The sequence below is a fragment of the Paracoccus alkenifer genome, from assembly GCF_900108405.1.
In the GTDB taxonomy this organism is placed as follows: Bacteria; Pseudomonadota; Alphaproteobacteria; order Rhodobacterales; family Rhodobacteraceae; genus Paracoccus; species Paracoccus alkenifer.
In genome coordinates this window covers 75243-89022 of the sequence record NZ_FNXG01000003.1, presented here as the reverse complement: position 1 = coordinate 89022, position 13780 = coordinate 75243, and the positions used below count along the sequence as shown (strand labels likewise).

Here is a 13780-nt window from a genome sequence, read left to right as displayed (position 1 = left end):
CGTTCAGCCTGGGTCGCGCCACGCATTGACCAGCGGATAATGCCGGTCCGCCCCAAAGGCGCGCGGCGACAGCCGCGGCCCCGGCGCGGCCTGCTGGCGTTTCCATTCGCTGAAGCGGACCAGCCGCACCACCCGGCGCACCGTGTCGGGGTCAAACCCCTGCGCCACCAGCGCGCCGGTGGATTCGTCGCGCTCGATCAGCCCTTCGAGGATCGCGTCCAGCACCTCGTAAGGGGGCAGGCTGTCCTGATCGGTCTGGTCGGGGCGCAGCTCGGCCGAGGGCGGCTTGGCGATGATGGCGGGGGGGATCACCTCGCCCATGGGGCCGCGCATCCAGTCGCGGTGGTTTTCGTTGCGCCAGCGGCAGGTCTGGAACACCCGGGTTTTATACAGGTCTTTCAGCGGATTGTAGCCGCCCGCCATGTCGCCGTAGATCGTGGAATACCCCACCGCGACCTCGGATTTGTTGCCGGTGGTCAGCAGCAGCTCGCCGAATTTGTTCGACAGCGCCATCAGCAGCACGCCGCGCAGGCGGGACTGGATGTTTTCCTCGGTCAGGTCGGGGGTGGTGCCGGCGAAACTGTCGGCCAGCGTCTCGGTCACGGCCTGATGCGGCCCGACAATCGGCAGCGTATCCATGCGGATACCCAGCCGCCGCGCCTGTTCCGCGGCATCGTCCAGCGAATGCTGCGAGGAATGGACCGAGGGCAGCCGCACCGCCCGCAGGTTTTCCGGCCCCAGCGTGTCGGCGGCGATGGTGGCGACCAGCGTCGAATCGACCCCGCCCGACAGCCCCAGAACCGCGCGGCTGAACCCGGATTTGCGCATGTAGTCGCCCAGACCCATGCACATGGCGCGGTAATCCTGTTCCCATTCGTCGGGCTGCGGCGCCATGGTGCCCGGCTCGGCCCGCCAGCCCTCGGGCCCGCGGGTGAAATCGACATGGGCCACCGCATCCTGAAACGGCGGCAGTTGCAGTCGCTTGTGCCCGCCCGGATCCAGCACGAACGAGGCGCCGTCGTGGACCCATTCTGCCTGTCCGCCGGTCAGGTTCAGCTGCACCAGCGGCAGCCCGGTTTCCACCACGCGCGCCACCATATGGCTGATGCGCTGGTCGTGGCGGCTGCGGTGATAGGGGTCGGCTGCGGGGCAGATCAGGATCTCGGCGCCGGTTTCGGCCAGCGTCTCGGCCACTTCGGGCGACAGCGCATCGTCGCCCAGTGTGCAGCCCAGCCGCAGCCCGTCAACCGCAAACGGGCCGCTGATCGGGGCCGGGTCAAAGACGGCGCCGCCGCCATGGCGCAGCACCTGCGCGGTGACGCGCCCGCCTTGCAGCACCAGCCAGGCGTCATGCACCCGCGCGCCCACGCGCCACGGCGCGCCGATGCCGATGGCCGGCCCATTGGCGCAGTCGGCCGCCAGCTTTTCCACCGTGCGGCGGCAGTCGTCCAGAAATCCGCGGTTGCGGGCAAGATCGCCCGCCGGGCTGCCCGACAGGAACCGCGCGGGCAGGGCCAGCATCTGCGCGCCGGCGGCCTGCGCCTGCTGCCACGCCCCGACTGCAAGCGCCGCGTTTCCGGGCAGGTCGCCCAGCGTCGGGTTCAGCTGCGCGATGGTCAGGCGGAAACGGTCGGTCATGGCAGGGGCTCCGTTCAGGGCTGTCGAAAGATAGGGTCTGCGGGGGGCAAGGGAAAGGGTGGCGACACGGTCGCAGGCGGGGGTTTTCCACCCCCGCACCCCCGGAGGATATTTCTGCAAGAAAGAAGCGGGGCAGGGCGGCGGCAGTCTTGGGCTTTGCGCTGGGCTGTGGCTGCGCTAAACCAGCCACAGCAGCGGGCGTGCCCGCCCCCACCTACAGGCTCGAAAGGCTCTGGCGATGAAACCCGCAGTCCTTGCCGCGGCGTTGGCCGGTCTGGCGCTATTCCACAGCCCCGCGCCCACCCAGGCGCAGGCAGCGGTCGTCACCAAGCAGTATGACGACGGCGGCGTCTATGAGGGCACGTTCCGCAATGGCCGCCAGCACGGGCGCGGCAGCTACAGCCTGCCCTCGGGCTATCGCTACGAGGGCGACTGGGTGGATGGCGAGATCCGCGGCCAGGGGCGGGCGGTCTATCCCAACGGCTCGGTCTATGAGGGGCAGTTCCAGGGCGGCAAGCCGCATGGCAAGGGGCGTATTACCTATGCAGATGGCGGCAGCTTTGAAGGCGACTGGGTCGAGGGTGAAATCACCGGCCAGGGCCGGGCCACCTATGCCAACGGCTCGGTCTATGAGGGAGGGTTCGACAAGGCGCTGCACCACGGCAAGGGGGTGCTGACCCAGCCCAACGGCTATCGCTATGACGGCGACTGGGTGCAGGGCGCGCGCGAGGGGCAGGGCCGCATCACCTATCCCGACGGCTCGGTCTACGAAGGCGGGATGCTGGCCGAGATGCGCGCGGGGCAGGGCAAGCTGACCATGCCCGACGGGCTGGTCTATGAGGGCGTCTGGGCCAGCGGCCAGATGTCGGGGCCGGGGCGGCTGGTGCAGCCCTCGGGCGACATCTACGAAGGCACCATGGTCGCCAACCGGCGCGAAGGGCAGGGCCGCGCCACCTATGTCAACGGCGATGTCTATGAGGGGGGCTTTCGCGCCGACAAGCGCCACGGGCAGGGCGTGTTCGCCGGTCAGGACGGCTATCGCTACGAGGGCGACTGGGTCGACGACCGGATGGAGGGCGAGGGACGCATCCAGTATCCCGACGGCTCGGTCTACGAAGGCAGGCTGCGGGCCGACCAGCCCGACGGGCGTGGCCGCATCACCTATCCCGATGGCTCGGGTTATGACGGCGACTGGGTGGCCGGCGTGATCGAGGGGCAGGGCCGCGCCACCTATGCCAACGGCCTGTCCTATGAGGGCGGCTTCAAGGACGCGCGCAACCACGGGCTGGGCACGATGTCCCACCCGGACGGTTATGTCTACACGGGTGCGTGGGCCGACGGGCAGCGCCACGGCGAGGGCGCTGCCACCTATACCGACGGCACCACCTATCGCGGCGGTTTCGCCAATGGCCTGCGCGACGGCCAGGGCGTGCTGATGACCCCCGACGGTTTCCGCTATGAAGGCGGCTGGAAGGCCGGCGAGATCGACGGCGAGGGCATGGCCAACTATGCCAACGGCGACATCTATGAGGGCAGCTTTGTCGCCGGCAAGCGGCAGGGCGCCGGTGTCATGCGCTATGCCAGCGGCCGCGTGACCGAGGGCGAATGGCGCGACGACAAGCTGGCCGAGGATGCGGATGGCTCGAACGGCGCGGCGACTGGCAGCGTTCTGCCTGCCGAGCCAGAGGCTGCGGGTGGTTCGGCAGGTGCAGAGGTTACCGCCGAAACGGACGAGGCTGCGCAGCCTGCGGATGACGGGGGCGCGGACGAGGCGCCTGCTGATGACGCGGGGGATAGTCTGCCCGTCGAGGATGAGGGCGCGGCCGAGGTGCCTGCCGGCGAATGATGCGCCGCCGCGCTTTGGGCGCGCGGCCTCACCCCTCGGGGTGGAAATGGTCGTGGATGGTGCGGGCCAGCGCGACTGAAATCCCCTCGACCGCGTGCAGATCGGCCAGACCCGCGTTCGACACCGCCTTGGCGCTGCCGAAATGCGCCAGCAGCGCGCGTTTGCGGGCGGGGCCGACGCCGGGGATTTCGTCCAGCGGGTTCGCCAGCGCCTGTTTCGTGCGCCGGGCGCGGTGGGTGCCGATGGCCCAGCGGTGGGCCTCGTCCCGCAGGCGCTGGGTAAAATACAGCACCGGGTCGTTCATCGCCAAGGCCTTGGGGCGCATCCCCACGCGGTGAAACACCTCTTTGCCGTGGTCGCGGTCCTGGCCCTTGGCGACGCCGATCAGGGGGATGTCCTCGACCCCCAGTTCCGCCAGAATCCCCGCTACCGCCGACACCTGCCCGGCGCCGCCGTCGATCAGCAGCAGGTCGGGCCATGCTTCGGACGCGCGGTCGGGGTCGTCCTTGAGCAGCCGGGAAAACCGCCGGGTCAGAACCTCGCGCATCATGCCGAAATCGTCGCCGGGGGTGATCTCGGTGCCCTTGATGTTGAACTTGCGATACTGGTTTTTGACCCAGCCCTCGGGGCCGGCGACGATCATGCCGCCGACCGGGGCCGCGCCCTGGATGTGGCTGTTATCGTAAACCTCGATCCGGCGCGGCACCACCGGCAGCTCGAACGCCTCGGCCAGACCTTCCAACAGCCGGCGCTGGGTCGCGCTTTCGGCCAGCCGGCGGGCCAGGCTTTCGCGGGCGTTGCGCAGCGCATTGGCCACCAGATCCGCCTTTTCCCCGCGCTGCGGCACCCCCAGCACCACCCGCCGCCCGGCGCGATCCGACAGCAGCCGCGCCATCAGATCCGCATCCTCGACCCCGTCGCTTAGCAGGATCAGCCGCGGCGGCAGCTTGTCGGCGTAGAACTGCGCCAGAAACGCCTGCATGATCTCGGCCGGCGAATCCGCGCCGCCGGTGCGCGGATAGAAATCGCGGTTCCCCCAGCTTTGATTGCCGCGGATAAAAAACACCTGAACGCAGGCCTGCCCCGCGTCCAGATGCAGGGCGACCACGTCGGCCTCGGGGACGCCCTTGGGGTTGATCGCCTGCACCGACTGCACCGCGGTCAGCGCCTTGATCCGGTCGCGCAGCGCCGCGGCGCGTTCGTATTCCATCGCCTCGGACGCATCGGCCATGTCCGCCGCCAGCCGGGCCTGCACCGCGGTCGAGCGCCCTTGCAGGAACCGCTCGGCATCCGCGACCAGCCCGGCATAATCGGTTTCCGAGATGCGCCCGACGCAGGGCGCGCTGCACCGCTTGATCTGGTAAAGCAGGCAAGGCCGGGTGCGCGAGGCAAAGGTCGAATCCGTGCAGGACCGCAGCAGGAACACCCGCTGCAACTGGTTCAGCGTCCGGTTCACCGCGCCGGCGCTGGCAAATGGGCCGTAATATTCGCCCTTTTCCGATTTCGCGCCGCGGTGTTTCTTGATCTGCGGAAACGGATGGTTGCGGGTGACCAGGATGTTCGGGAACGACTTGTCGTCGCGCAGCAGCACGTTGTAGCGCGGCTTGAGCTGCTTGATGAGGTTCTGTTCCAGCAGCAGCGCCTCGGTCTCGGTGCGGGTGCTGAGAAACATCATGCTGGCGGTTTCACGGATCATCCGCGCGATCCGCACCGAATGACCCGAGGGCCGGGCATAGTTCGACACCCTCGCCCGCAGGTTGCGCGCCTTGCCGACGTAAAGCACCGCACCGCCCGCATCCAGCATCCGATAGACGCCGGGGCTGGAATCGAGCCGGCGGCAGTAATCCGCGATCAGCCGATGGCCGGACAGGGGCGGGGCAGGGCGTTCGGCAGGGGGGGCGGTGTCGTCCATTGCGTTAACAAAGTGATTCCGTTTTCAGCCCGCAAGACGGGGTGGGATGCAAGCAGATATGAGTCCACGGAATCTGTGGATAACTCTGTGGAACGGCTGCGGAACCATGGCGCTCGGATCAGGGATTCCTGATCTTTCCCCGATTTGCCTAAAAAAGAGGCAGTCACGCAACGGGCTGTTTTCTATGATTTTTCTTTCTATCTGCCGCAAGCGGATGATTCCCTTGAAGGTTTCGTGACAATCGCCCGGGCGCGGGGGCGATGGTGGACAAAGTGCCGCGGCGTTATCGCCGGACGTGCCTAGTCGCCGATGATGTCGGGGGTGCGCCAGGCCAGATGCTGGCCACCGTCGACGCAGATCAACTGACCCGTCACCGCCCGCGCATCCAGAAGATACAGCAGCGCGCGCGCGATGTCATCCGCATCGGCGCCGCGTTGCAGGATGGTGGCGGCGCGCTGGCGGGCGAAATGTTCAGCGCTTTGCCGGGCGCCCTGCATGGTGGGGCCGGGGCCGATGGCGTTGACCCGGATTTGCGGCGCCAGCGCTTGTGCCGAGGTCCGGGTCAGCGCCCACAGCCCGGCCTTGGCCAGCGAATAGGTGATGAACTCGGGCGTGGGTTTCAGCACCCGCTGGTCGATCAGGTTGACGATCAGCCCATGGGCCAGCGGCTCGGGGTCCGAATGGGGCAAGGGGGGCAGCTGCCGGGCGAATTCCTGCGTCAGGATGAACGGGGCGCGCAGGTTCGAGCCGACATGCCGGTCCCAGCTGTCGCGGGTGGCGGTGGCGATATTGTCGTATTCAAAGATCGAGGCGTTGTTGACCAGCACCGTCAGCGGCCCCATCGCCGCGGCGACGGCGGGGATCAGCGCATAGGTTGCAGCCTCGTCCAGCAGGTCGGCGCGAAAGATGCGGGCGGCGACGCCAAGGGCGCGGGCCTCGGCGGCGGTGGCCTCGGCCTCGGTTTCCGAGCCGAGGTAATGGATCGCGACATCGTGGCCGCGCCCGGCCAGCGCCAGCACCATCGCCCGCCCCAGCCGGCGCGCGCCGCCGGTGACCAGCGCTGTGCCCCTAACGGCCAAGGGGCAGCCCAAGGATACGGGCGATGACACGGCGGAAACCGGGGCCAAAGGCCAGGGCCAGCGCCACCATGATCAGCAGAAACATAACGACGATCTTGATCATCTCAGCCCCCCGGGGTCAGGCGCGCAAAGGCGGCACGTTCGGCGGCGGCGTCGATGACATCCCCGGCCGAGATGCCAAAACGGCGCAGGAACGGGGTGCGCAGCCCATAGGTCAGGAACTGCACGTCCTTGCCGAACAGCTCGCGCATGACGGGTTCCAGATGGCCGATGCCGTCGGCAAGCCCCAGATCGACCGCCTGCTGGCCGACCCAGACCTCGCCGGTGAACAGGTCGCGGTCGCCCGGCAACAGGGCGCCGCGGCGCGACTGCACCTGATCCTTGAAAGCGGCGTGAATCGGCTCCAGCAGGCGGTGCAGCCGGGCGACGTCTTCGGGGCTTTCGGCGCGGAACGGGTCCAGCCACGACTTGGCGGTGCCGGCGGTGTGGATACGCCGCTCGATCCCGTGGCGGGCGATGAAATCCGCAAAGCCGAAGCTGGACGAAATCACCCCCACCGAGCCGATGACCGAGGACTGATCGACCCAGATCTTGTCCGCCGCCGTCGCCAGCCAATACCCGCCCGAGGCCGCCACATCCTCGACGAACATATGGACCGGAACGCCGTGGCGCTCGGCCAGCCGCCGGATGCGGGCGGCAATCAGCGAGGTCTGCACCGGCGCCCCACCGGGTGAGTTCAGCGCAATCGCCACCGCCGCCGGCCTGCGGCGCTTGAAGGCGCGGTTGAGCAACGGCGCCAGCGCGGTATCGGACAGGCCGATACCGCCGCTGCGGGCCGAGGCGCCGATGGCGCCTTGCAGGCGGATGACGGAAACGACGGGCCGCCGGGGCGACAGAAAAGGGATGCGCATGATCAGGCAGATAAGCTGCGGCGGGGCTTCGGGCAAGCGTCCTCGGGCAGGGTGGCGGTCGCTTGCGCGGCGTGGCGCAGTATTTGCCGCGGTGTCGCGAATGCGGGGGCGCCGTGACCGGCCGGCGCGGGGCCGCGTTGCAGATCCTTGCATCCGGGCGGGGGGGGGCGCGGTGGCATCGCACGGCCGGTGCGGCTGGGGTCTGGCCGGGTTGGAGGATCCGGGCACGGACCCCGACCGGGCGCCGCGGCGGTTGCGGTCTGGCAGGTTCGCGCGACCCGGTGCCAGCATGTGGCCGGCTGGTTCCCATGTGCAGGCGATGACTGCTGCCGCCCGGCAGAAACCGGGCCGGCATGGGGCAGCATGTTCTGCGACGCTTTCGCGCCCCCGCCGGTCGCCTGATCTGAAATGCAAAGCGCGCCCCGATGGGGCGCGCTTGATTGTTTGGGCAAAGCGGCTGCGATCAGCGACCGTCACCGTTTTCGCGGTGCTTTATCGGCCACCACAGGCGCTTGTTGGTCAGATACAGCAGCACCGTCAGCACGATCAGGAACAGCACCGACACCAGGCCGGACTGCTTGCGCTCCATCATCTTGGGCTCGGCGGTCCACATCAGAAACGCCGCCATGTCCTGTGCCATGCTGTCCAGATCGGTGGGCGAGCCGTCCTCGAACTCGACCTGATCGTCGGACAGCGGCGGCGCCATCGAAATCCAGCCGCCGGGGAAGGCGGTGTTTTCATAGAAGGTGGTGCCGGCCTGCTCGGTCTCTTCGCCGGTGTAGCCGGTCAGGATCGAGTAGATATACTCGGGCCCGCCGATACCTTTGAAGAACTGGTTGATTCCGGTGCCGTAGGGGCCGTGGAAACCGGCCCTTGCCTTGGCCATCAGCGACAGGTCCGGCCCCATGCCCTCACCATCGACGCTGGGGAACATGTCGGTCGGCTCGCGCGGGCGCTCGTCGTCCAGTTCCGGGTCGAAGATGGACATCTCGGCCGCATAGGCGCGCATCTGGTCTTCGGGCAGCTGCGGGCCGTTGGGGTCGGACAGTGTGCGCAGCGGCACCAGCTTCATCCCGTGGCAGCCGGCGCAGACCTCGGTATAGACTTGCAGGCCGCGCTGAAGCTGAAGCTGGTCGTATTTGCCGAACGGCCCCTCGAAGCTGAAGGAAACGTCGCGGATGACCTGCTCGATTTCCGCAGCCTCGGTCGCCTCGGCGGCGTCGTCGGCCTGTGGATCGTCCTCGGCGGCGGGTTCTTCCTCGACGGCGGTTTCCTCGTCTGCCGCGGCGTCATCCTCGACGAGTTCTTCCTCGGCGGCTTCTTCCGCTGCTTCGTCTTCGGTCGCTGCGTCCTCGGCGGCGGCGTCTTCGGTCGCCTCGTCCTCGGCTGCCTCGTCCTCGGCTGCCTCGTCCTCGGTCGCTTCTTCTGCGGTGGCGTCCTCTTCGGCGGGGGTTTCTTCGGCCGCTTCCTCTGCGGCCGGTTCTTCCTCGACTACTTCTTCCGCGGCCGCTTCTTCTTCGGCAACGGCCGGCTCTTCGGCCGCGTCTGCTTCGGCGGGGGCCTCGTCAGCCACAGCCTCGTCAGCCGCAGGCTGTTCAGCCGGGGGTTCCTCTGCGGCCGTGGTCTCGGGCGCGGGGGCCTCGACCTCGGCAGCAGGCGCGGCGGCAGGCTCTTCCGCGGGCTGGGCCGAGGTTTCGGCCGCAGCCTCTGCCGGGGCGGCGGCTTGCGCAGCCGGGGCAGTCGCGCTGCTGTCGTCGGCGGCCTGCGGCGTTGCGCCGGCGCCGGTCGTTTCGACCGTGCTGGAGCCGTCGGGCAGGCGGGTGACGGTGGTTCCCGGGCCGGTCGGCGCCGGCACCTGCGTGCCGGGCTGATTCAGCGGAACCGTGACGGTGGTCGTGCTCTGGGCGTGTGCCGCCATCCCGAGGGACAGGGCCGCGACCGCCGTGAGTGTGACGTTTCTCAGGGACATTCGCGCCTCTCCTTACTCGGCGGGGTGGGTGGCGCGACCGTAGTGCGCGTCAAAGTCTTCCTCGATCGTGTTCGGAATCGGCAGCGGCCGCTCGATCACGCCGAGAAGGGGCAGGATCACCAGGAAATAGGCGAACCAATAGGCGGCGCCGGCAAGCGCGATATAGGGATAGATCCCCTCGGCCGGCATCGCCCCCGCCCAGGTCAGGACGACAAAGTCGACGGCCAGCAGCCAGAACCACCACTTGAACTGCGGGCGGTAGCGGCCCGAGCGCACGCGCGAGGTGTCAAGCCACGGCACCAGCGCCATCACGATGATCGCGCCGAACATGGCGATCACGCCAAAGAACTTGGCGTCCACGATGCCGAAGGTGACCCAGTTCACCGCGATTACCACCCAGACATCGGCGGTAAACGCGCGCAGGATCGCGTAGAAGGGCAGGAAATACCATTCCGGCACGATATGCGCCGGCGTGACCAGCGGGTTCGCCTCGATATAGTTGTCGGGGTGGCCCAGGTAGTTGGGCATGAAGCCGATGATCGCAAAGAACACCACCAGGATGATGGACAGGCCCACCAGATCCTTGACGACGAAATAGGGCCAGAAGGGCAGGGTGTCGCGGCGGGCTTCTTCTTTCGAGGTGCGGCGCACCTCGATGCCGGTGGGGTTGTTGTTGCCGGTGGTGTGGAAAGCCCAGAAATGGACCACGACCAGCGCGGCGATCACGAACGGCACCAGATAATGCAGCGAGAAGAAACGGTTGAGCGTGGCGTTATCCACCGCCGGGCCGCCTAGCAGCCAGGTCTGGATCGTCGGACCAACGCCGGGAATGGCACCGAACAGGCCGGTGATCACCGTCGCGCCCCAGAAGGACATCTGCCCCCAGGGCAGCACATAGCCCATGAAGGCCGTCGCCATCATGGCGATGTAGATCAGCATCCCCACGATCCAGGTGATCTCGCGCGGGGCCTTGTAGCTGCCGTAGTAAAGCCCGCGGAAGATGTGGATATAGACCGCCAGGAAGAACAGCGAGGCGCCGTTGGCGTGCAGGTAGCGCAGGAAATACCCGCCGTTCACGTTGCGCATGATATGTTCGACCGAACCGAAGGCCAGGTCGACATGGGGGGTGTAATGCATCGCCAGAACGATGCCGGTGACGATCTGCAACACCAGGCAGAAGGTCAGCACGATCCCCCAGATCCACCACCAGTTCAGGTTCCGGGGGGTGGGAAGGGTGACGAAATCGACGAGCAGTCGCACGATCGGCAGGCGGCGGTCGATCCAGCGTTCGGCTGAGGTCTTGGGTTCGTAGTGATCGGTCGGAATACCGGCAGACATCTTCGCGCTCCTCAGCCCAGCTTGATGGTGGTGTCGTCCAGGAACTCGGCGACGGGAATATGCATATTTTCAGGGGCGGGACCGCGGCGGATACGCCCCGAGGCATCGTAATGCGAGCCGTGGCAGGGGCAGAACCAGCCCTGATAATCGCCGGCGCCATTGCCGATCGGGACGCAGCCAAGATGCGTGCAGACACCGATCTGGACCAGCCAGCGGCCGTCGTCGTCCAGCGTGCGGTTGGCGTCGTCGGCGCTGGACCCCGGCTTGTTGGGGTTTTGCGAAAGATGGTCGATCAGCGTGGCGCTGTCGTCGGCGCGGGCCCGGTCGATTTCCTCTTGCGTGCGGTGGCGGATGAACACCGGCTTGCCCAGCCATTTGACGGTCAGCTGCGTGCCCTCTTCGACGCCGCTGATATCCACCTGGATCGAGGAAAGGGCCTGCACGTCGGCCGAGGGGTTCATCTGGTTTACAAGGGTCCAGGCGGCTGCCCCGGCCGCAACAGCGCCGGCACCGGCGGTCGCGTAATAGAGGAAGTCCCTCCGGGTGGCGCCGTGGTCTCCTGCGTGGTCTTCAGCGTGGGACACGGTCATTCTCCAATTCGGGGCCAGCGCGGGTGGGCCGGGCCGATACGACAGGTCGGGCCGACCGATGGACAGCCCTCGCAGGCGCGTTTCTAGCGGTCAACATTCCGTCAGTCCAGCACCGAGCCGCGCATCCGCTGCCGCATTTGGCCGCAGTGTGGGATTTTCGACGCGCAGGCGACGGGCCGCGGGCGGCGGTTGCGGCCGGCGAATGGGCAAATGCCCGTGGTCGCCGGGCAAGGGGCGGCGGCCGTCATGCGACGACGGTGGTGCCCGCGGGGCGCTGCCCGCCCTCGGCCGGGGGCACGCTGAAACACAGCACGTTGCGCCGGCGTTCGCGGAAATAGAACAGCGACTGGGTCAGGTCGCGGATCATGAACCAGCCAAAGCCGCCCTCGCGCAGGGCTGCGATCTCGGGCAGGGGCATCTGCGCCGGCGTCAGGCAGCACAGCGGCAGCGGGCCGCCATCGTCGGTGACGGCACAGGCCAGCCCGCCGGCGTGCCGCGTCACGGTAAGGTGGATCGTGACGGGGGCGGGGGGCTGCGCGCCGGGGGGGACGGGCAAGACGTGGGGCATGGCGCCCCCGTGCTGGACGATATTGTTCAGCACCTCGGCCATCGCCAGCTCCATCCGGTCCACCGCATCCGAAGGCACCGCCCCCGTGAAACGCGCGCGCAGGTCGACCAGCGCCTGCCGGACTGCCTGCGGGTCCGCAGGAAAGATCCGGTGAAACATCGGCGCCGCGCGGGTCAGGCGGTGGCCGCATGGCGGCGGGGGAATGTCGTCGATCATCTGTCGGCCTCGTCATCCGGGGTCGAGGGAAATCCAGGCTGGTTGCCGTGAATGGTGAACACCGTGTCCATCCGGGTCAGGCGAAAGACCCTGTCCACGTTGGGGGTCAGCCCCATCAGCTCAAGCCGGTGGCCCTCGGGCAGGATGCGGCGGATCGCCAGCACCGCCCCCAGCCCCGAGCTGTCCATGAACTGCACCGGCGTCAGATCCAGCAGGATCCGCGGCCCGTGCCGCGCCGCCACATCGCGCAGCCGGTCCTTGAAGCGGATGGCGATGGCGGCGTCCAGCCGCGGTTCCTCGACCCGCACCCTCACCCCGTCGTCGATCAGATCCGTGTAGAAATGCATACCCGACCCTTGCGGCGAATCCGTCCTTTGGCCCATGGTTAGCCGAAACTCGTTACCAAATCGCAAACAGTCGAGAGTGCCATGCCCGAGGTCTACATCCACGCCGCCGTCCGCACCCCGATGGGGGGAATGCAGGGCGCCCTTGCCCCCTTGACCGCACCCGAACTGGGCGCGACCGCCATCGCCGAGGCGATTTCGCGCGCCGGCGTGGACGGCGCGCAGGTCGACGAGGTGCTGATGGGCTGCGTTCTGCCCGCGGGCCAGGGCCAGGCCCCCGCGCGCCAGGCGGCGCTGGGGGCGGGGCTGCCGCAGTCGGTGCCGGCGGTCACGCTGAACAAGATGTGCGGCTCGGGGATGCAGGCGCTGATGTCGGCCTCGGATTCCATCCGCGCAGGCTCGGCCCGCACCATTGTCGCGGGGGGGATGGAGAGCATGACCAACGCCCCCTATCTGCTGCCCAAGATGCGCGGCGGCGCCCGGCTTGGCCACGGGCAGGTGATGGATTCGATGTTCCTTGACGGGCTGGAAGATGCCTATGACAAGGGCCGGCTGATGGGCAGCTTCGCCGAGGATTGCGCCGCCGAGTTCCAGTTCTCCCGGCAGGCGCAGGACGAATACGCGCTGCGCTCGCTGACCCGGGCCAAGGCTGCCATCGACGAAGGGCGCTTTGCCGATGAGGTGGTGGCGGTCAAGGTCGCGACCCGGGGCGGCGAGACGATGGTGGACACCGACGAACAGCCCGGCAACGCCCGCCCCGACAAGATCCCGACCCTGAGGCCCGCGTTCCGCAAGGACGGCACGGTGACGGCGGCGAATTCGTCCTCGATTTCGGACGGGGCGGCGGCGCTGGTGCTGTCGGACAAGGCCGAAGGCGCCATCGCCCGCATCATGGGCCATGCCGGCCACGCCCAGGCCCCGGCCGATTTCCCCACCGCCCCGGTCCCCGCCGCTGAAAAGCTGCTGGCAAAGCTGGGCTGGGCCAAGGAAGACGTCGACCTGTGGGAGGTGAACGAGGCCTTCGCCGTCGTCCCCATGGCCTTCATGCAGAAGATGGGCCTGTCGCCGGAGGTGGTGAACGTGAACGGCGGCGCCTGCGCGATGGGCCACCCCATCGGCGCCTCGGGGGCGCGCATTGTGGTCACGCTGATCAACGCGCTGCGCCGTGCCGGCAAGAAACGCGGCGTCGCTGCCATCTGTATCGGCGGCGGCGAGGGCACCGCCATCGCGATCGAACTGGTCTGATCACGGCCCGCGCCGGACCGGGGCGCTGCCCCGGACCCCGGGATATTTACACACCAAAGACCGGGCTTGCCGCTTCATGAGGTCTTTGGTGCGGAAATATCCTCGGGGGGAATCGCCGTCAGGC

At 68.1% G+C, this 13780-nt stretch carries 11 protein-coding genes; 2 read left to right on the top strand and 9 right to left on the bottom strand.

Annotated features, from left to right (window positions below; translation table 11 throughout):
* Positions 1-3: 3 nt before the first annotated feature.
* On the bottom strand, positions 4-1638 hold the full coding sequence (locus tag BLW83_RS08790) for an NAD+ synthase (RefSeq protein ID WP_090847764.1): 1635 nt from the start codon (positions 1636-1638) through the stop codon (positions 4-6).
* Between the two features lie 238 nt (positions 1639-1876).
* On the opposite strand from BLW83_RS08790, the gene BLW83_RS08785 reads away from it, so the two are divergent.
* Positions 1877-3484 (top strand): MORN repeat-containing protein, encoded by a 1608-nt coding sequence (locus BLW83_RS08785; RefSeq protein ID WP_090847762.1) that lies wholly within the window; start codon positions 1877-1879, stop codon positions 3482-3484.
* Between the two features lie 28 nt (positions 3485-3512).
* On the opposite strand, the gene uvrC is transcribed toward BLW83_RS08785, so the two are convergent.
* The 8 genes from uvrC to BLW83_RS08745 all read right to left on the bottom strand — a co-directional run bounded on the left by uvrC (position 3513) and on the right by BLW83_RS08745 (position 12414).
* Complete coding sequence (gene uvrC, locus BLW83_RS08780; RefSeq protein WP_090847760.1) at positions 3513-5396, bottom strand: excinuclease ABC subunit UvrC; 1884 nt, start codon at positions 5394-5396, stop codon at positions 3513-3515.
* A 299-nt stretch (positions 5397-5695) separates the two neighbouring features.
* A complete protein-coding gene (locus BLW83_RS08775; protein ID WP_281245535.1) occupies positions 5696-6475 on the bottom strand; it encodes an SDR family oxidoreductase in 780 nt (259 codons plus the stop codon).
* Between the two features lie 104 nt (positions 6476-6579).
* Positions 6580-7386 (bottom strand): S49 family peptidase, encoded by an 807-nt coding sequence (locus BLW83_RS08770; RefSeq protein WP_090848149.1) that lies wholly within the window; start codon positions 7384-7386, stop codon positions 6580-6582.
* Between the two features lie 463 nt (positions 7387-7849).
* Positions 7850-9355, bottom strand: coding sequence for a cytochrome c1 (locus tag BLW83_RS16080; RefSeq protein ID WP_281245534.1), 1506 nt, complete (start codon positions 9353-9355; stop codon positions 7850-7852).
* 12 nt (positions 9356-9367) lie between these two features.
* A complete protein-coding gene (locus tag BLW83_RS08760; protein WP_090847756.1) occupies positions 9368-10693 on the bottom strand; it encodes a cytochrome b in 1326 nt (441 codons plus the stop codon).
* A gap of 11 nt (positions 10694-10704) precedes the next feature.
* Positions 10705-11277 (bottom strand): ubiquinol-cytochrome c reductase iron-sulfur subunit, encoded by a 573-nt coding sequence (gene petA / locus BLW83_RS08755; RefSeq protein ID WP_090848148.1) that lies wholly within the window; start codon positions 11275-11277, stop codon positions 10705-10707.
* Between the two features lie 250 nt (positions 11278-11527).
* Positions 11528-12067 carry an ATP-binding protein gene (locus BLW83_RS08750; RefSeq protein WP_090847754.1) on the bottom strand — a complete coding sequence of 180 codons (540 nt, stop codon included), beginning with the start codon at positions 12065-12067 and terminating at the stop codon, positions 11528-11530.
* Positions 12064-12414: an STAS domain-containing protein gene (locus BLW83_RS08745; protein WP_090847752.1), complete on the bottom strand. Its 351-nt coding sequence runs from the start codon at positions 12412-12414 to the stop codon at positions 12064-12066. Before BLW83_RS08745 ends, BLW83_RS08750 begins: the two co-directional genes overlap by 4 nt.
* Before the next feature lie 81 nt (positions 12415-12495).
* Between BLW83_RS08745 and BLW83_RS08740 the strand changes: the two genes are divergently transcribed.
* Positions 12496-13656 carry a thiolase family protein gene (locus BLW83_RS08740; protein WP_090847750.1) on the top strand — a complete coding sequence of 387 codons (1161 nt, stop codon included), beginning with the start codon at positions 12496-12498 and terminating at the stop codon, positions 13654-13656.
* Positions 13657-13780 lie beyond the last annotated feature (124 nt).